The sequence below is a fragment of the Undibacterium sp. Ji50W genome (assembly GCF_049340445.1).
Lineage (GTDB): Bacteria > Pseudomonadota > Gammaproteobacteria > Burkholderiales > Burkholderiaceae_D > Undibacterium.
The window spans coordinates 228128-254042 of sequence record NZ_JBMPOX010000004.1 but is presented as its reverse complement, the minus strand read 5'-3'; the positions used below and the strand labels follow the sequence as shown (position 1 = coordinate 254042).

Genomic DNA, 25915 nt, shown 5'->3' with positions numbered 1-25915 from the left:
GCTGCACCATGGATATCGCGATTACCGCTTTGCCTGTCATCGATTTCTGGTTTGAATTTGGCAGCAATTACAGTTACCTAAGCGTCATGCGGATAGAACAGCAAGCAGAAAGAGCCGGAGTCAGAATACGCTTGCAGCCGTTTCTTCTTGGCCCCGTGTTTCACTCATTTGGCTGGACGACTTCACCTTTCGTGTTGCAAAAGGCCAAAGGCGAATACGTGTGGCGGGACATGGAAAGACTATGCCTTAAATACGGCTTACCATGGAAGAAACCGGGCAATTTTCCGCGTTCTGCCGTATTGCCCTTGCGAGTGGCAGCGCTTGCTGTCGACGAACCCTGGATGGCCGAGTATTGCAAGCGCATGATGGTATTGAATTTCGCTCAGGATCGTGATATCGATAATGCAGAAGTGGTGATGGAAGTACTGCTTGCCATGCACCTGCCAGCAGCAAATATTCTTGAGCAGGCAGTCTCGGATAAAAACAAATTGAAGCTACGCCGACAGACAGAAACTGCCATCGCCAAAGGTATATTTGGTGCACCGACTTTCTTGGTGGGCGACGAGATGTTTTGGGGTAATGACAGGATGGATGATGCGCTACTGTTCTGCAAGGAACATGCTGGCTGCATCAGTTGACAGGCAATATCCACTCTCTGGTTTTACTGGCCTCATCCATCAGCCAGTGCATGACTTGCTGGCGTTCTGTGCCTGGTGTTTCCTGCGCTTGCAATAGCCAGTAGGCATGCCCGGTCTGACCTTGCGTTCTGGCCGGCATTAACTGCACCAGCCTGCCGTCATCCAGCAGATTCTGGATCAGTTCCAGCCGGCCCAGCGCAATACCCTGCCCTGCCACTGCGGCCTGTATCACCTGATCATATTGATTGAAGCGCAGGATGCCCTGGGTTTTGGCGTTCTGCATATCGTCCCTGTCCAGCCAGTCATGCCAGGACAACCAGGATTTCTGGCTTTCATCAAATTCCAGCAGCGGCCATTTAACCGTCAGTTTGCCGGATTTTTTGGGTTTGATCGCCAGGGAAGGATGGGCAACCGGCGCAATGGATTCTTCAAACAACCGCACTGCATTGCCAGGCGCAAGTTTGGCATTGGTATAGCGTATCGCCAGATCAATGCCTTCCTTATTCAAGTCGCCCACCCGGTTGCTGGCACTGAGTCGTATATCGATACCCGGATGTAGTTTTTGAAATGCATTCAATCTGGGTAACAGCCACAAGCCAGTCACACCAATACTGGCACTGATGGTCACCGCTCTGGACTGGGTGCTATTGCTGATGTCGCCCATGATGTCTTGCAACTGCCGGATGGCTGCATCGGCGCTGCGGAACAGGCGCTCACCATCTGCAGTGAAGGCGATGGAGCGATGTCCCCGTGCCAGCAGCTTCACGCCCAGATGCTGTTCCAGTGTCAGTATCTGGCGACTGACCGCTGATTGCGTCAGGCACAGGTCGGCTGCTGCATGCGTGATACTCATGCGTCTGCCAACTGCCACAAAGCCTTTGAGCTGATCCAGAAAAACCAATTGAACCAAGGGTAATGACATTCCCATCGTGCATGCCTGATTTGGAAGTTGAAACAACTCCAAGCATAGCCGGCCAGCGCTGACTATGCAAGCTGCCTACCGGAAAAATGCATGTTCAGCTTGCTGCTACCATGTTCGACAATGAAACCCGTTGCAGCATCCACAACAGCAGGCGAACGCAGGATGCGTCTGTGCCCGGTGCCAGCCACAGGACGTAATTGAGCCTGTGGCCAGGCGGCTGCCAGGGCCCGACTTTCTTCGTAGGGCATTTCGCGGTCTTCCGGATCATGCAGGATCAGCGCGGGGTGCAAGAAGCCAGATTGCAGAACTGACAGGTCCACGTCGCTCAATGGTGCACCTATATGCATCGCCATCTGCTGTTCCAGTGCGTACGCCTCTTCCGCATTCAGACCTGCCAGGTGAGCAGTACGTTGCACCACGCGACTGAGCGACGCCGGGCCGCATAATTGCACGCTGGCAGCAACCCGCAAGCCATGCGCATAGGCATACAAGCTGGCGGCTGATCCGGCAGAATGGCCGATAACGGCAGCCGGCGATCCAAACTGATCTGCCAATGCCAACACAGCTTTACCATAATCGACAACATGAGTGAGTTCACCCTGCGACTCGCCATGTGCCGGCCCATCCAGCGCAATGATGCCATAACCAGCCTGCAATAACGGCGCTACAAAGGCGGCCATGTGACTGGCCCGGCTTTCCCAGCCATGCAACAACAGCACTGTAGGGTCAGTCTCTTGCCCCCAGCGCCAGGCCACCAGATCCAGCCCGGCGTGGTCAACACTGAAGGGCCTGGCGGCCGACAAAGCCATCCTGTCATCGTCGCTGGTCGCCAGCCTGCGCGGCGTGATCAGGGCTTGCAACACCGCCTCTGTCGTTGGCCTGGAGGGTGGTGTCGATGACGGTGCAGGTGTTGCCAGTAGAACATCGCCTTGTTTCATTGCCAGCTTATTCATACCAAACCCCTCAATTAGATGATAAACATAATCTTATAGATGCTGATTATCATCTAAAATAGAAACCTGTGTCAAATATCGCGACAAATAGCGACAAACAGCGACAACATGCCTGGCGGGCAGATTCAAAGCTGCCGCTGTCATGATCGCTCAACCGGAATAAAGCCATGAGAACTTCACGTGAACAAGCTGCGCAAACCAGAGAGCGCATCGTCGAGACTGCTGCGCGCCTGTATCGCGAGCGCGGCATCAACGGCATCGGCGTGGCGGATTTGATGAATGCAGCTGGCCTGACCCACGGCGGCTTTTACAAGCACTTTGAATCCAAGGAAGCATTGATAGCCGAAGCCTGCACAGCAGCGCTGGAAGTCACCCAGGCTGAACTGCAACGTAAAATTGCCGCCGCCCCCGACGAAGAAGCTTTAAGCACCCTGGTACGCAGCTATCTGAGCAAGGCCCACAGCGACAACCCGGGCCTGGGCTGTGTCATCGCCGCCCTGGGCCCGGAGGCCATACGACATGAGGGCATAGGCAAGGAAACCATACAGCAAGGCGTGAATAATCTGCTGACCCTGATCAGCACTCAGTTGCAACGTGAAGGTGTGGATGATGTGGAAGCCAAGTCACACGCCGTGCTGGCATCCATGATAGGTGGCTTGCTGCTGTCACGCATGATGGATAGCCCGGCAAAAACCAAGGCGGTATTGCGTGACACCAGCAATTTCATACTGAAAGCGGTGTAGTGCCATCACCAGGCTAGTGGACTGTAACTTTGAAACAGAAGTGAAAGACGCTTGCCCGGCGATCAGGGCAAGGCAAGGTTAACACTTATGCACAGCGATAGTGAACTATCGCGAGCATTTGCAACGCAGCCATGGTCGTCGCGCAAGCGGAAGGCACTCTGTTTTCAATTGTTACAGTCCACTAGTGCTGGTCATGCCTTGCGCCAGACCAGAACTCATTTTATCAACAAGGATAAAATGCGTTTTGGTACCGGATTTATACCAAGAAACCTGCCTGACCACTACCGCCTGATCATTCACAAATTTACTCAACTTTACCTGAAAAATATCTTACAGGAATTTATTTCTTTATTGTGATTGCCTTGCCTTCGTAGACCACAACTTTATCAGCATTGTCGAGACTTTCTGCACTGGAGATTCCAGCTTTGATGAAATGTATCTTGAACTGGCGCTTGCTGACCATTCCCTTGTATTGCCCACTACGGTCGCCAATGGTGACTATGCCATTCTTGTCATCATAGCTAAACGGGATACGACTGAATTCACCGCGTGTATAGGCCTTGGTGACACCGTCGTCTTCATACAGACTGGATTGCCCGTTAGCGCCTGTATAGATATTCAGCGTTATAGGTGCGTCTGGATGCTCATCAACATATTGTGTTACTGGCCCCATAGGCAAGATGGCACCGGCCTTCACCAGCAAGGGGATGCGGGTGACAGGTGCTTTAACAGTAACGGTGGTGCCGCCTTTATACATATCACCGGTATGAAAGTCGTACCATGCGGCCCCCATGGGCATATACACCTTGCGTTCACGTGCGCCATAGACATAGACGGGAGCAAGCATCAAGTCATGACCAAAGAGGTATTGATCCTTGATGTCCTTGACCCTATCATCCTTGGGGAAATCCATCACCAGGCCACGCATGATAGTACCGGAACTATAATAAATGTCTGAGGCTGCAGTATAAATATAGGGCATCAAACGATAGCGAAGCTTGTCATACCACACCATGGATTCGCGCATGTCGGAACCATCTGGTGAAATATTATAAATTTCGCGCTTGACGACTTCGCCGTGTGAACGGAACAGCGGTGTAAAGGCCCCAAACTGGAACCAGCGCAAGTTCAATTCCTGCCACTCTTTTAGATCGTCAGAATTGACTTTATTGGTACCTGCACTACGATTTTCCTGCGCAGAACCTATGTCACCTACCTGGAAACGGTTTTCCTGGGCATAGCCACCGATGTCGTGTGTCCAGTTGGGAATACCTGACATGGAAAACCCTACACCTGCCGAAATCTGATCATACAGATTGTTCCAGCGCGCCACCGTGTCGCCACTCCAGACAGCAACCGCATTACGCTGAATACCGGCGAAACCTGAGCGTGAAAGAATGAATTGTCGGGTATCGGGCTGATCACGATTAAGGCCATCAATCAGTGCCTTGGTATGCATCAGGCTATAGGAATTAAAAGTGATTTCACCTGCACCGTAAACGGTAGGCCCTATCAGTTTTTTAAAGTCTTGCGGACGTGTATTAGACAGAATGTCAGGTTCACTATTGTCCATCCACCACGCATCAAAACCCAAATCGACAAGCTTGCTCTTTATCTGGCGATAATATATGTCACGGGCTTCTTTTGTATACGGGTCATAGTGACTGTTTTTGTAACCCGGGCCGACCCAATCCAGATCGCCGTTTTCGACGTTCTTGGTCCACATATGTCCTTTGGATTCGAACTCTTTATAGTTATCGGTGTTGGAGTAAAATTTACCCCAGATAGAAAGCATGACGCGTGCATGGTTTTTGTGGATTTCATCAACCATGCCTTTGGGGTCCGGGAAGCGCGCCTTATCGAAGTCATGCGAGCCCCAACCATTCTCTGGCCAATAAAACCAGTCTTGAACAATGTTATCGAGCGGCCAACCGCGTTTGCGGTATTCGCGAACCGTGTCTAATATCTGCTCCTGGGTTTCATAGCGCTGGCGCGATTGCCAATAACCGTAAGCCCATTTCGGCATCATCGGTGCCTGTCCAGTCAAATGACGGTAACCAGCTATCACATTGTCGATATTGTCGGCATTGATCACATAGTAGTTGACACCTTGCGCGATCTCGGAAGAGAAGGTCAGAGAATGGCGCTCTGGCTCAGGCAAGGGATCATTATGTGTGATAGCGACCATACCGCCAGCGGGTTTCCATTCCAGATGGAGCTTAACTGGCTTGCCCTTGGTAAATTTCACTTCAAAATTATGGTACCAGGGATTCCAGCCCTGACGCCAGACATCGAGAACTTGTTTGCCATCCAGACTTAAAGTCGCATAATCAGAAGCGTACAACTGCATCTTGTGAACACCGTTTTTATCAGAACTCAGGCTGGCATCCCAAACAACCTTGACATCTTTCAGGTCTTTCAGTGCACCGATTTCTTTTGGCCAGTTTTCGGCCACGTCCTTGAGAAACTGATAGGCAATATCATGCTCATGACGGGTCAACACCAACTTGCCCCCGACATAGTAGCGTGCTGTCAGGCCACCAGACTTACCTTCATCGTCCAGCAGTTTCAGATCGCGCCCCATGGGACCATAGGGCTTGGGATCACCAAACCGGGATATGGAATTATTGTCCCATAAGATGCCATAATTTTTGTCTGACACGACGAAGGGGACAGCCACATCCATATTGTGCTGCGCCAGGAGTACGTCTTCCCCATTCAGGTTCATCTGCCCGTTCTGGTGTTGACCAAGGCCATAAAAGGCATCTTTGGTGCCGGGGTTAAACGCTTCCTTGATGGCCAGGAAAGCTTGCCCGTCTACGTTAACGGGGGTCAGGCTTTCAGATGACTGATTCAGGAAAATTTCACCTTTGCCATTGTAAAACTGCACCCGTCCTGTCGTCAGTGATACCTTGACCGATATCTTGCCGGCATCGAGCTTGACCGCCGGTCCCTCGCTGGCCTGTTCCAATTTGGTAACGGTAAAACTACAGGCGCAGGGAGTAGCAACGGTCATCATTGAAGGCGTCAGTTGTTTGCCTGGCTGGTCCAGCTTAAGGACATGAATGATATTGTCGCGCATGACTTCCAGTCTGATTTCCTTCACCACGCCATGGTCTGGCTTTACCACGATGCCACTGGCATTTTTTTCAAAACTGCCCGCCCGGGCATGGCTAGCCGCCGCCAGGGCAAAGCTTAAGGCCAGAGTCGTCATCGGTTTAATTCGCATTGCGTTGTCTCCTGTATTTTTTTGGCAGCACTGATCTTCAGTGGCACTTTGTATGGCTCTTGTGGCGCTAATATTATGGATCTAATACTATGGCTCTAATACATGCCCATTTTGACTTTAAGGACCACCGGGGTACCTGTCAGATTAAGTCCATAGTCGGTTTGATCACCGTTCCAATTGCGTTCCATGACCCATTTTCCAGAGGCATCATAATGCCCTTCTTCCACCCGGCCCCACATGGAGGTCTTGCCATCGTTAGCGCCTGCCCAGTCAATTCTCACTCGCGCATATTGCCCGATGATGATAAATTCATTGTCGCTGATTTGGGCAATAGCGACCCCGCCATTAGGTATATCTGTATGTTCAGGTAAGTCCTTTATACCTGGGAACATCCCTTTGTCACCAAATTGCCATTCACGAAAAGAGATCGTGGCCTTCCAGTTTTTAAGACTGATCGTCTGGTCTGTACGTGCATCATTTTCTGCAACGCCGTAAGTACGACCTTCAAAAGCCCACTGTGCCCATTGCCGCTCCATCGGCCTGAAAGCTGCATAGATCTTGCCGAACGGTTCAACCATAGGTTTGCCGGTCATCTTTGAACCTAAAGGGAAGTTGCTGTATTCGGTATAGTCGATACCAAAGGGAGAGAAGCCCAAAGCACCACGACCCAAAACCAGGTAGGCATACCGGACATATTCGGCGGCATTGCCCATTTCCGGCAGCATCAGGGCATTGTCCTGACGTTGAAAACGATCAAGGGTCGCCTTGAATTTATTTGAATCAGCGCTGTAGATATCAGGCGCAGCGATATCGATATGGGGTGCGGCGGCTTTATAAATGTCGATTGCATCATAGGTCGGGCCACCACTGGCGAAATTATCTTTCCAGGGTGCCATAGGCTCCAAAGGATCACGCAAGGAATTGTTGACATACATGGGCAAGTCATAAACCGCACGTCCTGCCTTGGCAATTTCTTCAATATAGCTGGCTATCGCATAGGTATGGAAATATTGATCTGCATAATCGCCATATACTTCTGACCAGCTGCCTTTTGCAGCTAAAGCAACCGGGGATTTTTTATGATCCAGCACCGCTTGCGGCACGTCTTGTTTGAATCTGACCTGTGCCTGGGGGCTGAAATCCCGCACCAGACCGTAGGTTCCAACTTCATTTTCCACCTGCATCATGATGACAGTATGATGTAGCTGATCACGGGTTTTGATGTGATTCATCAATGCAACAAAGGCTTTCTTGTCGGCCTTCAAGGTTTCTTCACCAAAAGGTGAAAGGCAATAGCTCACTTTGCCATTCTTATCCATCATGCGCGGAAAACGCTGATTGTTAAACTTGACCCATTCAGGCGTGTATTGCGGCCCTGTGTTTTTCCAGGTCCCGAACCACAATAACACTACATGTACTTTGTGTTGACGTGCCTGTTCCAGTAGCGTATCTACATAGCTGAAATCAAATTTTCCCTCTGTCGTTTCTATCTGTTCCCAGGCAACCGGAATTTCCACCGTATTTGCATGCATGTCCTGAATAGCAGGCCAGACTTTCTTTAGCGCTTCAGGATAATTGCTAGAATTATGTACTTGCGCACCTAGCATCACAAAAGGAGCGCCATCAACCATCAGAGCATAACGTCCGTCTTTTTGAATCAATTGTGGTTGGTTAGCAGCACGCGCAGTTGGCACAACTGGCACAGTTGGCTCGACTGCCAAGCTGCTGGTAGCCAGGGTTAGCACGCTTAAAAAAGTCAGGAGATGGCTGGTAGCATTATTCATGCGTAGATCCCATTGTCTATATAGATTTCACGTGATATCAATTGATATCACCAGGAAAAAACAAGGATGCAATGACAGATCTGCCGATCTGAAAACCAGACCGGCAGAAGTCACCTTTTTCTTTTTAGAACGTGTAACGCATTTGCGCCGTGTAGCGCGGACCTGATACGAACCAGGCCCTGCCTTTCGTGCCTGAATGTTGATCCATCAACTGCTTAAACTGGGCGTCGTTGATGTTCTGTGCTTCCAGACCAAATGACCATTGTTCATTGATTTTGTAGAAGATGGATGCATCCAGCTGACCATAAGCGTCAGCCCAGGTTGGCAGACCCCAGGTTACGTTATGCTGACCGTAAGTCGGGCTGGCAGGATTGGTATCCGTACCGTCACTACCCTGTGTACCATTGACGTTAACCGCTTGCAGGCTCTTGGAACGCCAGTTGTAGGCCAGGCGAGCGGATATGGGCCCTTTGTCGTACATAAGCGCAAGGTTGTAGGATTGACGCGACAAATTGATCAACGGTAAATTGCCAAAAGTTTGCCCGTTTGTGTCACAGCCATTAAGGTTCAGATTCAAATTATCCGCTGTATTAGTTCCTGTGCAATAAGCCTGATTAACTGGTTTATACAAATCCTGATGGCTGTCTACATAGGTAAAGTTAGCTTGTATCCCAAACCCTGACATCCAGCCAGGCAGCTTATCAAAATACTGCTGATAAGCCACTTCTATGCCGCGTGCCGTACCCTTGGCACCGTTAATCGGTCCGGTAACGGTAAAGTTCTGCATCGTCCCGGTCGCATCCGGTATCGGGTAGCTATACACACTATTGATGATGATATCTTTAAGTCGTTTGTTAAAAACGGCAACCGTCAATGAACCAGCTGGCGCAAAGTACCATTCCGCGGTGAGATCAATCTGATTGGAAGTGGCGGGCTTCAAGTTGGGATTGCCGGATGCTGTCCCGGTTAAACTAACTTGGTTGACTCTCACGGTACTGACATTGCCTACGGTGGTAGTGGTTGTATTAACGTCTTCCGAAAGCGCGGTGTAGCCTTGCAGTTGACTGAAATCAGGACGTGACATGGCAGAAGCGGCAGCAAACCGGAACTGCAGTTTGTCACTGACCTTCATCCTCAGGTTCAGGCTGGGAAGAACATTGCTGTACGAATTAGTGTAGTTCTGATCCTTGGCAAAAACCGGGATATTCGGCACGATACTGCCGGCGACGGTGGCACCGGCAGGTATGGTCGGCAAAGTCGATTTAAAGACCGTGTAACCGTGCGCTGTCGCATCCGTACTTACATATCGCACACCGACATTGCCATCAACCGGAAATTTCAGGTCATCAAAGCCAAAGCGAAGCTGGCTGTAAAAAGCTTTGGTCCTTTCATTCTGACTGTTGGTACCCGAGGGGTCCGTGCCAAAGCTTGCCGGTACCCAGGGATCGCAACTCCCCGAACCCTGCGCCTTGACTTGCTCTGCACACAAAATGTCATGGTACTTGTGCAAGGCAGCATAACTGTCAGGATAGCCCGTAGCCAACGCCACATTAGGGAAAATCAATGATGGCACAGAGACCTTACCATTAAAGAAATTGTCAAAGACATGAAGATTGGTATTGCCACTGAAGCGCGGATCACCAAGTGAGGCAAGCTTGCTGATATTCCAGCCAAGTTGCCATGGTTGCGAAATGGGAGACCAGTTAAAGCTGGGATTGGAATTCTGCGTCAGGGAATCGCGATCAGTGAGGCGGGCACCAAAGCGAATGTCGCGCAGCACAGAGTGATCAAATTCATATTTGGCATCCCCCTTCCAGGCCTTCTCATGCGCGACACTCTGGTCCTTATGCTCCATGGTAAACGCCCAGTAATAATTGTTGGGATCAGCCATATAGGCTCTGTCCGCAGCGTCAAACATCAAGTTAGGAATATTGCCGGACAAATCCAGCTTTTCTTTCGGCAGCTGTATCCCTGTAGCAACAGTGGAATCGAAACTCTGTGTGGTGGCGCGGATGACTTGGAAATCTGATGTCAAGGTCCAGCTATTGGTCGGCCTCCAGCGCAGGTTCCAGGATACATCTTGTGTTTCTGATTGACGGTTGGCTGATCTTGTATCACCACCAAAATTAATGCCGCCGTCTTTAGGATCGGTGAGTGTGCCAGTGAGCAAATTACCGCTGGCATCATACGTCGCATCTTTGCTGACGTTGATGTTATAAGGGCTGGACTGGGCGAAGATCGCATTCTCATCCCACTGCATTTTATAGCGCGATTTGAAGACTGTCAGCGAAGACTGGACATCAGCATTCTTCCATGCAGTGCGCCATATGCCCCTTCACGCTTACGATCAAATTCCAGCGTCCGCCACTGAGCGCCCTTGGGAATCCAGACGGTTTTTCCATCCACAACGTCTGTACGTGGATAATATGGTTCTACCTGGAACGCATCGGTACGGGTCGCGCTTTCTGAATAGGCCAGGTCAACCAAAACACCGATTTGACCAATGCCGGTATCCCAGCGGTTAGAGAACATGCCTGAAATCGAAGGCGAAGTCTTGCCGCCTTTAAGCGTAGAATATGTTCCCTGCGTGGAAATCGCCGCCTTCATCCCCTTGAAATCAAACGGTAGCGCAGTACGAAGATTGACCAGACCACCGACGGCCCCTTCAATCTGTTCTGCAGAAGGATTTTTGTAGATGTCAACACCGGCCATCAGCTCAGGCGGAACATCTTCGAAATTCAAAGAGCGGCCACCATTGGCAGAAAATGAATCCCGACCATTCAGTTCTGAACGCACATAGTTCAGGCCGCGAATTGAGACACCAGATCCTTCCACCGAAAAATGCTCGGGATCGCTTTTGCTCATGGTACGGTCTATGGTCACGCCGACGACACGCTGCAAGACTTCTGTCACCGAGCGATCTGGCAGTTTGCCGATGTCGTCAGCAACAATCGAGTCGACGATTTCGTCAGAATTTTGCTTGATTTTCTGCGCTGAATTCAATGCTGCACGCTGCCCTGTGACAGTAACAATTGCAGGTTCACTGGTTGCAGGCGCAGTGCCTGCGCCAGTTGCTGGAGCCACTTGCGCTATCACTGCACTGCTCCACATCAAAGCAATCTGTGCCACTGCCAGTGCTATAGCGGTTTTATTATATTGTTTCATCTTGTCTTCCCCCGTTTGACTCGGTTTGCGATTTTTTATCTATTGGATTTTCTACGCTCTTCACATGCCTTATTTACTGCAAATTTTCTGCAAATTTGAAATTGAAAAATCAATACCTCCCTCATTAGATCGTGCTGGTTGATAAAGTAAAAACCGGACAATTCATCCGTAAAAACCTTTTATTCAATTTGGTAACGTTTCCATTTTTTGGCAAAAAAATCCACGTGCCGATATACGACAAAATTTTATGCCTGCGTCATGATTCGCCGCTTTTTATCGGCTGGGCGCATTGACGCCGGACAAAACAACATATACACCTACTGCGACCATGCAGGGCATAAATGGACGACTGCAAAAAAAGGGAAAAGATGACCCGATCGCCGTTACCGACGATGGGCCAAATAACACGTGCTCTTAATTTTCATTGAATTGTCTCACTCGTTTATCGCGTTCCAGCTGATGCTGGCAGCATGACCATGGCAGACCATACTACGCATTCATTTTGTTTGTCATAAATTACAAGCTAGACTATGACGTAGCAATTGTGAAAACCACCAAGCAGGCGAATGATATTCGGCAAGGCGCGATTTGGCAGGCAAACTCCCGTGGTGTTACCGCAATGCCCCGCCCTCAGCCAGAGCGCCTTCCTACGTCTGTCACGGCAATTTATATTGTCCGGACTTACGCAAAACTGCCCCAGCTGCGATGCAGCTCCTAGCCGTACTAAAGAAACTATAAATACAGAAGCGTATGTTTAAAAACCACATTAATTGCGTCAAAATCAATACTCCTCCCCGAAATGACAAACATCAGGAGCGCCGCGCCAGTTCCATCTGCCATACCCTTGCATCATCAGGCACTTATCGCTCTGGCAAGAGCCAAAATTGATCAAACAGAAGAAGCGGCATATCCAATGTCCCCAGCCGTTTTCGCATCTTATCAAGCCTGAATATCATTCGCCTGCTTGGTGGTTTTCACAATTGCAGTGAACTACAGCCGATTTAGAATTGATTAAAGCGCTACTATGGACGATGCAAACTCCGCATCTGTAGAAGCGCAATAATAAATATGGTGAGACATAGTCAATAAATACCCAAGCATGTGCTGGCCACGTGACGCAACGCCGCTGCTGCGGTTTTGCGTATGCCTTAATGCGCTCTCATTGCAAGTCCAAGCTCTGCACATGAGGAAGCTTGCACATGGAAAAAGCATTGATACCCTTGGGATTTTGTCAAAGAGCATGGTGTCAGATGCATTACTTTACTTTGAAGAGGCAGGCAAAAATCTTGGCGAAATCAACAAATGAAAAGCTCAGCGAGCAAGCATGAAAACTGTCTTGGTGTATATCCATCGTTGCCTGGGACTATTGTTTGTCATCGCTGCATGTAATATCGCCAACGCCCAGAGTTACCACTGGAACAGCGTAGCCATTGGTGGTGGTGGATTTGTGTCTGGAATTATCACAAGCAAAACAGAGCAGGGATTAATTTATGCGCGCACTGACGTTGGGGGTGCCTATCGCTGGGATAAACTGCATTCGCGCTGGATTCCATTGACTGATTGGGTCTCTGACCAGGAAACAGGTTTATTGGGTATCGAATCCATCGCGATTGATCCCACTGCGACCAACAAGGTATATCTGCTGGCAGGTATTAGCTATCTGAATGGCGGCCGTAGCGCCATTTTAAAATCCAGCGACTATGGCCAGACTTTTACAAAAATTGATGTAAGCAAGCAGTTCAAGGCAGATGGCAATGGCATGGGTCGCAATACCGGCGAGAAATTGCAAGTAGACCCCGCCAACGGCAATATCTTATACGCTGGTACGCGTGCCAACGGGATATTCAAAAGTGTCGATGGTGGTTTGTCCTGGGAGCATCTCGCCAATCTGGATGTCAACACCACGTCAAATCGCAATGGCATAAGTTTTGTGGTGCTGGACCCACACAGCATTTCGGACAAAGCCACACAAAGACTATTTTTGGGTGTATCCCGTTATGGTCTTGCAGGTGACAATCTGTACATGTCGGCAGATGCTGGCCAAACATTTACGGCTGTCACGGGCGGGCCAAGCGCTTTAATGCCACACCGCGCAGTGATTGCAGATGACGACCTCATTATTACCTATGCCAACGGTGCTGGCCCCTGGGGAAACAGTCGCGATGGCGAGGGCATGGATCAGGGGCAGGTCTGGAAATATAAAATATCTACCGGCAACTGGACTAATATCACACCCAGGCTGAATCGTGCTTATGCAGGTATTTCTGTTGATCCCAATAATAGTAGCCGTATTATTGTCTCCACAATCAATTACTTTCAATCTGGTGGCCGTGGCGACAAGATTTTCCTGACCACGGATGGTGGCAAGACCTGGATTGATATTTACGCACGCGGGTTTACATTAGACGCTAATGGTATAGCGTGGATAAAGGCTAATTCTATTCACTGGGCCGGCAGCATCGAGTTCGACCCCTTTGACACCAAAGCCGTGATGGTGGTCTCCGGCAATGGCGTTTTTAAGACATCAAATATAGACGCCGTGCCTGCGACATGGAAATTTAATGTCGCGAATCTGGAAGAAACAGTGCCATTAAATTTAATCAGTATTCCCGGCGGTCCTGTCATTTCTGCGATAGGCGACTATGATGGTTTCCGTCATATTGATGTGGCACAGTACGCCACCATCAATTCACCAACAATGGGTACCACAACCGGTTTGGCTTTTGCAACGCAAGCCCCGCGTGTGATCGTGCGCGTAGGCGGTGCCATGTATATATCGACAGATATGGGCATTAGCTGGACAAAGACCACAAGCATGAATGGAAAGAATGGCCAGGTCGCTATCAGTGCCGATGGAAAAGTTATATTGCATAGCCCCGAAGGCTCAACAAGCAGCTATTACTCAACTGACTCAGGGGTGAGCTGGACCGCGGTTACCGGACTCGATGTCAGCAATGCGAGACCGGTTGCAGATGCCGTCAACGCCAATAAATTCTATGCATTACATGGTGACCGTCTTTTAGTCAGTACAAATGCGGGCATCAGTTTCTCTGAAGTGGCCAGAATCTCGTCAGGGAAAAGTTCAAAGCTGATGCGTGCTGCCCCGGGACAGGAAGGTGATATCTGGTTGCCTTTATATGATGGTGGCCTGGCACGTGCTACTGATTCGGGAGCAAGCATTGCCTACTTGAACAAGGTCAGTTATGCGGCGGCTGTGGGATTTGGCAAGGCGGCAGCGGGATCAAACTACCCCACGGTCTACATATGGGGTACTGTTGCGGGTACTCGCGGTCTGTTCTGCTCGAAAGATGTTGGAGCGAGCTGGGTGCGCATCAACGACGATGCACATCAATATGGCGGGCCTGGAGATGGTCAGTTTGTGGTGGGTGACATGAATAAGTTTGGTACTGTGTATATGAGTACAGCTGGACGCGGAATCGTGTATGGCGCACCGGTGACAGGACAAGACGGTTGTTAAATTGTCTGGATTGCTGGGGCAAACATTCAGGTGATCAATTTGCTGCTTTGTCCCTTGTTCAATATTTCCAAGCTCATCATTTCCTTGAGTAGAATCCTAATGTCTTGGTATAGTCAGGCTGGATGAGATCGACAATGTAATGCCACGGCACCCAGAATGCACAAAGTGTGCATAGGTGTACCTTGTTGGCAGGCAGGCCTTGAGCAACAGGCAATCGCAAGTATTCTACAATTTTTCGGTGTATTTACTCTATATGACTATCCTGTCGCGCTGTGTATTGTTGCTCACACTTTTGTTTGTCACCATCGTGGCCAGGGCCAGCACTGCCAACGATCTGACATTGCGTTACCTTGCACCAGCTCCTGACACGCCACAAGGGTGGGAACGCGAGGCGCTTCCCATTGGTAATGGACGTCTTGGTGCCATGATTTTCGGTCAACTCGCGCGCGAGCATATTCAATTCAACGACATTACGCTCTGGACCGGCGACAGCAAACTCATGGGTGCCTATCAGGCATTTGGCGACGTCTACATTAATCTGCCTGATCATGACAAGGCAAGCAGCAACTACGTGCGCGAGCTCAATCTTAAACAAGGTGTGCACAGCGTCACTTACACCCACGATGGCGTCAGATTTCACCGTGATGCTTTTGCCAGTTATCCGGCACAAGTCATTGTCGTGCGACTCACCGCCGACAAACCGGGTCAATACACAGGATCGATAGCAGTCACTGACATGCATGACGCCCGTATTTCAGCCTCGGGCAACCGTATCTACGCCAGTGGATCGCTGGCGGGCTATGTACTGCCTCAACAACGTAAAAATAGCCAGTCAACACCGCCACCACAGTCCGGCAATGTCATGGATTATGTGAGTCAGGTTCAAGTCTTGAATGAAGGTGGCACTGTCGTCATCAATGATAATCAAATCAACTTCACCAACTGCGATTCGCTTACCCTTATCCTTGGTGCAGGTACGAGTTACATCATTGATCCGACAAAGAACTTTCAGGGCCCACATCCATTGCCACGCGTGACGGCGCAGGTGAGTGCTGCTGCGGCCCGTACCGTGACTGCGCTCCGTACCGAGCACCAAAATGATTTTCATGCACTGTTTGACCGGGTCACCATCAATCTAGGTGAAACATCACCAGTACGCCGCGCGCTGCCAACTGACAAACGCATAGAGGCTTATACGACAGAAGGCGGTGACCCCGGGCTCGAAGCGCAGTTTTTTCAATTCGGACGCTACCTGCTGATCTCCAGCTCACGCGACTCCCTGCCGGCCAATCTCCAGGGGCTCTGGAACAATAGTTTGACCCCACCCTGGAATTCGGATTACCACACCAATATAAACATCCAAATGAATTACTGGCCAGCAGAACCAGCCAACCTGCATGAACTGGCGCAACCCTTCTTTTCCTTTGTGCAGGGAGTCACACCGGTCTACCGACAGCTTGTCTCTGCAACCGCAGCGCATGCGATTGCGCACCCTGCCACATCGAGACCAGTTGAAAGCAGTGGAAAATCCCATCCTCCTGAAGAAACATTTCTCACCAAAGACAAAAAACCTGTGCGTGGCTGGGCTGTGCGTACAGAATCCAATCCATTTGGTGCCACTGGCTACATATGGAACAAGACGGGCAATGCCTGGTATGCGCAACATTTCTGGGAGCACTATGCTTTTACGCAAGACCTGAATTTCTTGCGTACGGTCGCCTACCCAATGATGAAAGAAGTTTGCACATTCTGGCAAGATCATTTGAAAACCTTGCCAGATGGACGTCTGGTTGCCCCGCAAGGCTGGTCACCGGAACATGGCCCTATCGAAGATGGTGTCACTTACGACCAGGAAATCATCTGGGATTTATTCACCAACACCATTGAAGCAGCCGACATACTTGGTAACGATCAGGCGTTTCGCAATCAACTGGCAACCATGCGGGACAAACTCGCTACACCACGCATCGGCAGTTGGGGGCAACTGCTGGAATGGTTAAATGAAAAGAAAGATCCCGTGTTGGATACAGTTGGTGATACCCACCGCCATGTTTCCCATTTGTTTGCATTGTTCCCGGGACGCCAGATTTCCCCTACGAAGACGCCAGAACTTGCCAGCGCAGCACGCAAATCACTTGAAGGCCGTGGAGATGCCGGCACGGGCTGGTCTATGGCCTGGAAAACGGCTTACTGGGCCCGGCTGCTTGACGGTGATCACGCTTATAAAATGCTGCGCGGCCAACTCGCCAAACCGGGCGCACGTGCGGCCCAGCAAGCTGGAACTGGCAGTGAGGGCAATAACGCAGGGGGTACCTACCCCAATATGTTCGACGCCCATCCACCATTTCAGATCGATGGCAATTTCGGTGCCACTGCCGCCATTTGTGAAATGCTGGTGCAGTCACAAACTGGTGAAATTCACCTGCTACCGGCACTGCCATCCTCATGGCCAACAGGTTCAGTGAAAGGCTTGCGCGCACGCGGTGGCTTTGAAGTTGATATCGCCTGGGTGAACGGCAAACTCAGTGCAGCAACGATACGCTCTGTAGCAGGGTCTGGTGGTGGAAAAGTTCGCTATGCCGACAAAGTGATTGACATACACCTTAAACCCGGCGAAGCGCTACATCTGGAAGGAAGCCTTTGAGACACACAAGACTTGTACACTTTAAAGCAAACGGACATCCTGCCTTTGCTATGTCAGGGGGTAGCTAGACAATTGATTTTACACAAGTGCTTCGCATTATTGGAAAGCTTCCCATTTCAAATTTTATTAAATTAGAATAGTAGGACTTACGCAAAATCGCACTGGCAAGACATCAGCGACGACGACAGTTTTATACGGCCAGGAGCTGCAACGCAGCCAGGGCGGTTTTGTGTAAATCCTACATAGTTTTTTTACCCATTATGTCAGGTGCTGACACCTTATATAAACCACTCAACTACTATTTCTCAACCTAGGTAGGAACCATGTTTAAGCTAAAAATTTCAGTACTTGCCATCGCTGGCATCCTGTGCGCTGCAAGCGCATGTGCAAATTCTGCAGATCTGCATCCAGTAAACACGGTAATGACCTCCATGCCATGGATGAATACATCTCTCACTGCCGATCAGCGTACGGATTTGGTGCTGAAAGAAATGACGCAGGATGAAAAATTGAAACTGGTATTTGGCCATTTCGGTTCAGAGCTTGCCTGGAAAAATTTGAAGATGCATCCTGCCGCAATACCCCATTCGGCTGGTTATGTAGAAGGCGTACCGCGTCTGGGAATTCCCGCGCAATTTGAAACCGATGCAGGCGTTGGTGTGGCGACACAGGGAAGCGGGCCAACAGCACGTGAACGTACTTCATTGCCTTCGGGTATATCGACTGCCGCAAGCTGGAACCAAAAGCTGGCCTTTAAGAGCGGTGCCATGATAGGCGCTGAAGCGCGTGCGTCAGGTTTTAACGTCATGCTTGCGGGTGGCGTCAATCTCATGCGTGAACCACGCAATGGCCGCAATTTTGAATATGCGGGCGAAGACCCTTTACTCGCTGGGACAATTGTTGCAGCACAAATCAACGGCATTCAATCCAATCATGTCATTTCCACTTTAAAACACTATGCAGTCAATAGTCAGGAAACCGGGCGCTTCACACTCAATGCCAAGATCGATGATGCCAGTGCCCGCATGTCGGATTTATTGGCAATGCAAATTGCGATTGAAAAATCTGACCCCGGTTCTGTCATGTGTTCCTATAACCGTTTGAACGGTGTCTATGCCTGCGAAAATGATTACTTGCTCAACCAGGTATTAAAAACTGATTGGGGATATCGTGGCTATGTCATGTCCGATTGGGGCGCAACCCACAGCACAGTGGCAGCGGCAAATAATGGCCTGGATCAGGAATCAGGCTGGGAATTTGACGCCAGCCCCTATTTTTCCGGTGCCTTAAAAGAGGCTGTGACCAATGGCGCAGTTCCCCAGGCACGTCTTGATAACATGCTCAAACGCATCCTGCGCACCATGTTTGACAAAGGCCTGTTCGATTATCCGGTTCCCAAAGACAACGCCATTGATTTCGCCGCACATGCACTGGTCAGCCAAAACGGTGCGGAAGAAGGCATGGTTCTGTTAAAAAATGATGCGAATGTGTTGCCCCTGCATAAGGACTTGAAAAAGATAGCAATTATCGGCTCGCACGCAGATGTGGGTGTACTTTCGGGTGGGGGATCATCGCAGGTATATCCAATTGGTGGGAATGCAGTCAAAGGCCTGGAGCCTGCTGCCTGGCCAGGACCGGTTGTTTATCACCCTTCATCACCATTAAAGACAATACAGCGTTACATGCCGCAGGCGCAAATAAGCTACGATGCTGGCACAGACATCAAAGCGGCAACTGCCCTCGCCGCGCAATCAGACATCGTTCTTGTCTTTGCAACGCAATGGATAGGCGAAGCCAATGATGCTGTCTCCCTCTCGCTTCCATCCAATCAGGATGCCTTGATTGCAGCAATTGCCGCTGCCAATAAAAAAACCGTGGTCGTACTGGAAACCGGTGGACCTGTCACGATGCCATGGATTAATCAGGTTGCTTCTGTGCTGGAAGCCTGGTATCCCGGCACAAGTGGTGGCGAAGCAATTGCACGCGTACTGGTTGGCGAAGTCAATCCGTCTGGTCATCTGCCGGTAAGCTTCGCTGCATCAGCAAGCCAATTGCCCCGACCAGTTCTGGATGGTGATCCAGCCAAACCGGATCAGCGTTTCGATGTCAGTTATCATGAGGGCGCAACGATAGGCTATAAATGGTTTGATGCAAAAGGACTTAAACCTTTATTCGCCTTCGGTCACGGTTTATCGTATACAAAGTTCGCTTATTCTGGTTTTAGCAGCAAGTACATCAACAATACTGTGCAAGTTAAATTTACGGTTACCAACACCGGCAAAGTAACTGGCAAGGATGTGCCGCAAGTATATGTCTCGCCGACTGCCGGCAAATGGGAGGCACCAAAACGTCTGGTTGCATGGGATAAAGTTGAATTGCTTCCCGGCGAGAGCAAATCAGTCAGCCTGAACGTCGATCCGCGTTTGCTGGGTATGTACGACAGCAAAACAAAAACCTGGCAGATCAATGCAGCAGCATATAAAGTCATCCTCGCACGCAGCGCCGGTGACAATGATGCTGTCAGCACCACTGTCAATTTACCGGCCAGCAGCTTAAACGTGTTGGGCAAAAAAATAAAATAGCATTTTTAGCAGTCTCATAAATTTCAGACGGGAAACCGCATTTCAGTGTGTTTGGACTGAAATGCAGAATTCCAGAGTCAAAAGTTTTATTGCGCCACGTGCATGCCCAACTGTTGTAGCTGAAAGCAAAATTATTGTGCAGTGTTCTTCATGACTTATCCGAATGAAGTCATGAAGAATGGCTTGCAATGTCAGGCCCGCAGATTGGTTTTAAAAAATTCTACTGTGCGCTGCCAGGACAATGTTGCGGCTGCCTGGTCATAACGTGGTGTCGTGTCATTGTTGAATCCATGCTGCACACCGGCGTAGACATACGCCTGGTATTTGACACCTGCCTTGATCAGCGCGGCTTCATATTTGGGCCATCCGGCATTGATGCGTTCATCCGTACCGGCATAATGTATCAAGAGTGGTGCCTTGATTTTTGCAGCATCTTCTTCACCTGGCTGACCGCCGTAGTAAGGCACGGCAGCAGCCAGGTCGGGGATTCTGGTCGCCAGGAAATTGGCTATGCCGCCACCAAAACAGAATCCGACCACGCCTACCTTACCGTTGCCTTCTGGTAGTTTTTTCAGTATCGCAGCGGCCTCAATAAAGTCTGCACGTATCTTGTTCTGATCCAGTTTGGGAAACAGTTCACGGGCCTTGTCTTCATCACCAGGGTAGCCGCCCAGCGCCGCCAGCGCATCCGGGGCAAAGGCAATAAAACCATCCAGCGCCAGGCGTCGCGCTATATCCTCTATATGTGGGTTCAAGCCCCGGTTTTCGTGCACCACCAGCACCGTCGGCAATTTCCCCTTGATGTCAGCGGGAGTGACCAGATAACCACGCAAGCTGCCAGAACCCTGGGGTGAAGGATATTCAACATACTTGGCCAGTATGCGTGCATCCGTCTTTGGTACTTGCTGGGCCTGCGCGAAATTGGGGCTAAGCTGTTGCAATAAAGTCTCTGCAGTCACTACACCCACAGCGTATTTACTGGCCGACTGCAAGAAAGCACGGCGATCAATAACGCCATGTACATACTGATCAAATAAACGCAGTACTTCAGGTTTAAAATCATTTGCTGTCTGACGTGTCATCTTATTCTCCTGATTCTTTAATTTATTTAAACGGACGGTAGCTGTCGTGGCGGGCACTACAGGCTTTGGCAATACTGACGGCTACCAGCCACCCCAGCCGCCCCTTTCCTTATCATAGTCCTGTTTCTTGACGCTTGCACTAATACTAATGATCGCAGTGGTCCGCTTGCCGAAAGTCGTAACCATGAAGGTGCCGCGTCTGGTGCGTGCATGATCAATGTCATGGCCATGTGTATTCCAGCCGCAAGGCCAGGAAAATACCAAGGCCACACTCTACACATACCCGGTGTAACCATCCATGACCAGAAACCCGGATCAGCTTTGCCATTTCATGATACAGACGCGGTGAATGTCCCGACCTGATTGGTATCCCATTCACGATCAAGGATAAGCAAAGTGGGGCTACTGTTCGCTGTATCATCCTGATTGGCGATTTGGTAATTTTCTCAAAAAAAATGGCTCGCCACACTGCGCGAGCCTGAAAATCCTCTAGGGGTAAAGACAACTTGAATATACCGTGTGCACGATAAAAAGTAAGCGAATTAATTCAGATATGAATATGCAGGACGCTGCTGCATTTCAAGTGGATTACAGCAGGCCACAACAGATTGCTGCCACCAAAGAAGGTGAATCTGGTCGATATGGATGGTGCTCTCGCCTGTGCTGTGCATGATTTCAGCAAACATATTGATGCTGATGTAGATAAAAAAACGCTGGCACACCAAGGCTTGCAGGCCTGGCATGACCAGCGTGTAAATGCCTTGCTTCAATTCCTTTTTTGATTTGCCAGGCGGCGTACCACTGCCAGCAGGCGATCAATTTCTTCACATGTATTGTAGAACGCAAAAGAAGGACGTACCGTAGCCTCGACACCAAAGCGACGCAAGATAGGTTGCGCGCAATGATGGCCGGAGCGGACAGCTATACCCTCTTCATTGAGTGCCTTGCCAACTTCTTCGGTCTGATACCCTTCCAGCACAAAGGAAGCCACACTGGCCTTTTCATGCGCTGTGCCTATCAGGCGTACACCGGGTATGCTCTTCAAGCCATGCGTTGCGTATTCCAGCAAGGCATGTTCATACAGCGCGATATTTTCCAGACCCAGGCGTTCGACATAATCAATCGCCGCCCCCAGACCCACTGCATCGGCAATATTGCCGGTACCGGCTTCAAAGCGTGCTGGTGCCGGTTGATATTGAGTACGCTCGAAAGTCACGTCAGCGATCATGTTGCCGCCGCCCTGCCATGGCGGCAACTGATCCAGCAATGCCTTCTTGCCATACACCACGCCTATGCCGGTAGGGCCGAATACCTTGTGTCCTGAAAACACATAGAAATCGGCATCCAGCGCCTGCACATTCACACGCAAATGTGACACCGCCTGTGCACCATCGATCAATACACGGGCACCGGCACTATGCGCCAGTGCAATAATTTCCTGCACTGGTGTAATCGTACCCAAAGCATTCGAGACCTGGGTCACCGCGACCAGTCGCGTTTTGCTGTTGAGCAGCTTGCGATACTCGTCCAGGATGACCTGCCCACTGTCATCCACAGGGATAACGCGAATGACAGCCCCCTTCTCTGCCGCCAGTTGCTGCCATGGCACGATATTGGCATGGTGTTCCAGCTGCGACACGATGATTTCATCGCCAGCACCGATAAACTTTTTACCAAAGGTATTGGCAACCAGATTGATCGCTTCTGTTGCGCCACGCACGAAGATGATTTCATCTACCGATGCGGCTCCCAGAAACTTGGCAACCTTGCTGCGTGCACCTTCATAGGCATCAGTCGCCCGCGCTGCCAGTTCATGCGCTGCGCGGTGGATGTTGGAATTCTCATGCTGATAAAAATAGCTGAGCCTGTCTATCACCGATTGCGGTTTCTGGGTTGTCGCCGCATTGTCGAACCAGACCAGTTGTTTGCCATTCACCCGTTCTGCCAGGATGGGGAAATCCCGGCGCACGGCATTGATATCAAATGGTGCTGCCAGTGCAGGGTTGGCCGCCCGCGGTGCGGTATCCCAGTAATCCTGCTCGCCCTGTTGAAAATAATACGCCGGACGCGCATCTGTACCCGCCCCTGCGCCCGCTGCCGGGGCGGATTGGGTGGTGGCCGGATACAACTCTCCCAGCAGTTGCTGTAACTGATCCTGCCCTGGCAAACCAAAAGAGCGCGCCTGCGTCTGATCCGACTGCTTGCCTGTGCCCTGCGCAGCGAGACCATCCAGACTGCCATCTGCCAATGGATAGCCATTGTCTTCACCAATAAAATAATAGGGTGTAGTCGATACAGCTTGTGTGGCCTGTGTTGCCAGAGGCGCACCACCGGCCTGTGGACGTGACGGTGCAATACTGCTGCCACCGTTCTGTGGCACGGCACTCGCATAAATGGATGGTTGCGTATGCGCTGCACCGGCATTGCTGCTGGATTCACTGACAGACGATACGCGACCAGGTGCAGCAGATACAGGTGCACTGCCCGCTTCTGAAAAACCCGGCAAGAACTGTGCCGCAGCTTGCGCCGCCCCCGGCACCAGAGCAAAGAACTCCGACGCCATGCGATTCAGCAAGGCTTCATCCGGCAAACCTGCATTTGCCGCGCCAGTATTACTTGTAGGTGTCAGGATAGTCATGGTACTTACCGATCTCTACGTCATCCAGAACAGCAACCGCGTCATCCGTCAAGACCGCCAGCGAGCAGTACAGGGAAATCAGATACGACGCGATGGCATTGCGGTTTATGCCCATGAAGCGTACTGACAGGCCGGGGCTTTGTTCGCCAGCCAGACCAGGCTGGAACAGGCCGACCACGCCCTGACGCTTTTCACCTACGCGCAACAGGATGATCTTGGTCTTGCCATCTTCGATAGGCAGTTTGTCTGAAGGTACCAGCGGCACACCGCGCCAGGTCAGGAATTGGGAACCAAACAAACTCACCGTTGGCGGTGGCACGCCACGGCGTGTGCATTCACGACCAAAGGCAGCAATCGCCAGGGGATGGGCCAGGAAGAAGCCCGGCTCTTTCCAGACTTTGGTCAACAGATCATCCAAATCATCGGGAGTAGGTGCACCAGTCAGTGTGGAAATACGTTGCTCATCATGTACATTCGCCAACAGGCCATAGTCGGGATTGTTGATGAGTTCGCTTTCCTGACGTTCCTTGATGGTTTCTACCGTCAGGCGCAATTGTTCCTTGATCTGGTCATGCGGGCTGCTATACAGATCAGAAATACGGGTATGCACATCCAGTACAGTTGCCACCGCATTGAGGAAGTATTCACGCGGCTGTTCATCATAATCCACAAAGGTCTGTGGCAGTTCGGACTCGTCACGCTGGGAACAGGCCACCCTGACATCTTTAGGATTTTTGACTTTGTTCAGGCGATAGATACCTGCCTCTACTGGCAGCCATTGCAGCAAATGCACCAGCCAGCGTGGTGAAATGGTGGATAACTGAGGAACGGTTTTTGTTGCATTCGCTAACTGCCTGGCGGCGTTATCACTGAGTGCGAAATTACTGGAAGACACATCGGTCATTGCTTACTCCATAAAAAAATGCGGTGGATCGGAACAGTTGAAAATTTCAAGAATAAAAATTTCATGCACATCAAAAACAGGCAAAGCCTGTTGTAAAAAAAATCTGCGAGGTTTATATATGCCTGGTCTGCCTACAATGCAGGGGAAGGAATGGCTCCGTGTTCATGACGCAGGCTGGCCTGGCTGACATGGGAACCGGCAGCCACATCATTCGTTACCCAGACATTGCCACCGATAATGGCACCACGCCCCAGCGTCACTCGCCCCAGTACGGTGGCACCGGCATAAATGACCACGTCATCTTCCACCACCGGGTGCCGTGGCAAGCCTTTTTGCAACTTGCCTTCGTCATCAGTAGGAAAACGCTTGGCACCCAGGGTCACGGCCTGATAAATACGTACTCGCTGGCCGATAATGGCGGTTTCACCTATCACCACTCCGGTGCCATGGTCGATGAAAAAACCTGCTCCTATACTGGCCCCGGGATGAATGTCGATGCCGGTTTGCGCATGGGCGATTTCTGCCACGATGCGTGCCAGCAAAGGCACGCCGGACTGGTATAACTGATGGGCTATGCGGTGGTGTATCATAGCCAGAATACCGGGATAGCAGAGCAGCACCTCGTCCACGGTACGTGCTGCCGGGTCACCCTGATAAGCAGAAATTACATCACTATCCAGCAGTGAACGAATCGCTGGCAATGCACGCGAAAATTCGCGTACTATATGCAGGGCGCGGTCTTCTATGTGCAAATCTTCCTGCTCGTAATAGCGCGAGGTGTAGCTGAGTTCCAGCCGGACCTGACTCAGCAGCGAATGTAGCACCGTGTCCAGCGTATGGCCGACATAAAAATCTTCACTTTCCTGACGCAGCTCAGGTGGCCCCAGGCGCATGGGGAACAATGCACCACGCAGGTCGGAAATGATTCTTGCCAGCGCATCGCGGGATGGCAATTCACGCCCGCCCGGTTCGGATGAACGTTGCTGACGACGTCGCCATGCATGCCTGACGGCCGCCAGTTCATTGACAACCTGCTCTATGCCAAACAGTGAAGCACGCTGATCCCTGACCGGCGTTACTGGCTGTGTGACTGTCTCTTCTGTGTAGCTGACCATCTGCTTTTACCTTTCTTCTCTTGTAACAATGGAGCGGA

At 50.6% G+C, this 25915-nt stretch carries 18 protein-coding genes; 7 read left to right on the top strand and 11 right to left on the bottom strand.

The window, feature by feature from the left end; all coding sequences use genetic code 11:
- The first annotated feature begins 8 nt into the window (after positions 1-8).
- Positions 9-638: a 2-hydroxychromene-2-carboxylate isomerase gene (locus tag ACO0K9_RS09650; RefSeq protein ID WP_422984225.1), complete on the top strand. Its 630-nt coding sequence runs from the start codon at positions 9-11 to the stop codon at positions 636-638.
- Here the strand turns inward: ACO0K9_RS09650 and ACO0K9_RS09645 are convergent.
- Positions 631-1560: a LysR substrate-binding domain-containing protein gene (locus ACO0K9_RS09645; RefSeq protein ID WP_422984223.1), complete on the bottom strand. Its 930-nt coding sequence runs from the start codon at positions 1558-1560 to the stop codon at positions 631-633. The two genes, ACO0K9_RS09650 and ACO0K9_RS09645, sit on opposite strands and share 8 nt — an antisense overlap.
- A 62-nt stretch (positions 1561-1622) precedes the next feature.
- Positions 1623-2513 carry an alpha/beta hydrolase gene (locus ACO0K9_RS09640; protein WP_422984221.1) on the bottom strand — a complete coding sequence of 297 codons (891 nt, stop codon included), beginning with the start codon at positions 2511-2513 and terminating at the stop codon, positions 1623-1625.
- 167 nt (positions 2514-2680) lie between these two features.
- Between ACO0K9_RS09640 and ACO0K9_RS09635 the strand changes: the two genes are divergently transcribed.
- Both ACO0K9_RS09635 and ACO0K9_RS09630 read left to right on the top strand, forming a co-directional pair.
- Positions 2681-3256: a TetR/AcrR family transcriptional regulator gene (locus tag ACO0K9_RS09635; RefSeq protein WP_422984219.1), complete on the top strand. Its 576-nt coding sequence runs from the start codon at positions 2681-2683 to the stop codon at positions 3254-3256.
- A 51-nt stretch (positions 3257-3307) separates the two neighbouring features.
- Positions 3308-3613: a hypothetical protein gene (locus ACO0K9_RS09630; RefSeq protein ID WP_422984217.1), complete on the top strand. Its 306-nt coding sequence runs from the start codon at positions 3308-3310 to the stop codon at positions 3611-3613.
- On the opposite strand, the gene ACO0K9_RS09625 is transcribed toward ACO0K9_RS09630, so the two are convergent.
- The 4 genes from ACO0K9_RS09625 to ACO0K9_RS09610 all read right to left on the bottom strand — a co-directional run bounded on the left by ACO0K9_RS09625 (position 3597) and on the right by ACO0K9_RS09610 (position 11434).
- Positions 3597-6485: a TIM-barrel domain-containing protein gene (locus ACO0K9_RS09625; protein WP_422984215.1), complete on the bottom strand. Its 2889-nt coding sequence runs from the start codon at positions 6483-6485 to the stop codon at positions 3597-3599. The two genes, ACO0K9_RS09630 and ACO0K9_RS09625, sit on opposite strands and share 17 nt — an antisense overlap.
- A gap of 95 nt (positions 6486-6580) precedes the next feature.
- Positions 6581-8269 (bottom strand): DUF5597 domain-containing protein, encoded by a 1689-nt coding sequence (locus ACO0K9_RS09620; protein ID WP_422984213.1) that lies wholly within the window; start codon positions 8267-8269, stop codon positions 6581-6583.
- Between the two features lie 124 nt (positions 8270-8393).
- The gene (locus ACO0K9_RS09615; protein WP_422984211.1) at positions 8394-10529 is read right to left on the bottom strand and encodes a TonB-dependent receptor; all 2136 of its coding nucleotides are present in this window, start codon (positions 10527-10529) and stop codon (positions 8394-8396) included.
- A 23-nt stretch (positions 10530-10552) separates the two neighbouring features.
- Positions 10553-11434, bottom strand: a complete 882-nt coding sequence (locus tag ACO0K9_RS09610) for a TonB-dependent receptor plug domain-containing protein (protein ID WP_422984209.1) — start codon at positions 11432-11434, stop codon at positions 10553-10555.
- A 1199-nt stretch (positions 11435-12633) separates the two neighbouring features.
- On the opposite strand from ACO0K9_RS09610, the gene ACO0K9_RS09605 reads away from it, so the two are divergent.
- The 4 genes from ACO0K9_RS09605 to ACO0K9_RS09590 all read left to right on the top strand — a co-directional run bounded on the left by ACO0K9_RS09605 (position 12634) and on the right by ACO0K9_RS09590 (position 20138).
- Positions 12634-12762, top strand: a complete 129-nt coding sequence (locus ACO0K9_RS09605) for a hypothetical protein (RefSeq protein WP_422984207.1) — start codon at positions 12634-12636, stop codon at positions 12760-12762.
- The gene (locus ACO0K9_RS09600; RefSeq protein WP_422984205.1) at positions 12759-14912 is read left to right on the top strand and encodes an exo-alpha-sialidase; all 2154 of its coding nucleotides are present in this window, start codon (positions 12759-12761) and stop codon (positions 14910-14912) included. The genes ACO0K9_RS09605 and ACO0K9_RS09600 overlap by 4 nt, the downstream gene beginning before the upstream one ends.
- Positions 14913-15165: 253 nt before the next feature.
- The gene (locus ACO0K9_RS09595; RefSeq protein WP_422984203.1) at positions 15166-17556 is read left to right on the top strand and encodes a glycoside hydrolase family 95 protein; all 2391 of its coding nucleotides are present in this window, start codon (positions 15166-15168) and stop codon (positions 17554-17556) included.
- 440 nt (positions 17557-17996) lie between these two features.
- On the top strand, positions 17997-20138 hold the full coding sequence (locus ACO0K9_RS09590; protein ID WP_422984201.1) for a beta-glucosidase family protein: 2142 nt from the start codon (positions 17997-17999) through the stop codon (positions 20136-20138).
- Between the two features lie 191 nt (positions 20139-20329).
- Here ACO0K9_RS09590 and ACO0K9_RS09585 read toward each other — a convergent pair whose 3' ends face one another.
- From ACO0K9_RS09585 to epsC, 5 genes are all read right to left on the bottom strand, one after another.
- The gene (locus ACO0K9_RS09585; protein WP_422984199.1) at positions 20330-21220 is read right to left on the bottom strand and encodes a dienelactone hydrolase family protein; all 891 of its coding nucleotides are present in this window, start codon (positions 21218-21220) and stop codon (positions 20330-20332) included.
- A gap of 542 nt (positions 21221-21762) precedes the next feature.
- The gene (locus ACO0K9_RS09580) at positions 21763-21963 is read right to left on the bottom strand and encodes a hypothetical protein (RefSeq protein WP_422984197.1); all 201 of its coding nucleotides are present in this window, start codon (positions 21961-21963) and stop codon (positions 21763-21765) included.
- A gap of 23 nt (positions 21964-21986) precedes the next feature.
- Positions 21987-23858, bottom strand: a complete 1872-nt coding sequence (locus ACO0K9_RS09575) for a family 2A encapsulin nanocompartment cargo protein cysteine desulfurase (protein ID WP_422984195.1) — start codon at positions 23856-23858, stop codon at positions 21987-21989.
- A complete protein-coding gene (locus ACO0K9_RS09570; protein ID WP_422984193.1) occupies positions 23833-24762 on the bottom strand; it encodes a family 2A encapsulin nanocompartment shell protein in 930 nt (309 codons plus the stop codon). Before ACO0K9_RS09570 ends, ACO0K9_RS09575 begins: the two co-directional genes overlap by 26 nt.
- Positions 24763-24893: 131 nt before the next feature.
- Positions 24894-25877 carry a serine O-acetyltransferase EpsC gene (epsC, locus tag ACO0K9_RS09565; protein ID WP_422984191.1) on the bottom strand — a complete coding sequence of 328 codons (984 nt, stop codon included), beginning with the start codon at positions 25875-25877 and terminating at the stop codon, positions 24894-24896.
- Positions 25878-25915 lie beyond the last annotated feature (38 nt).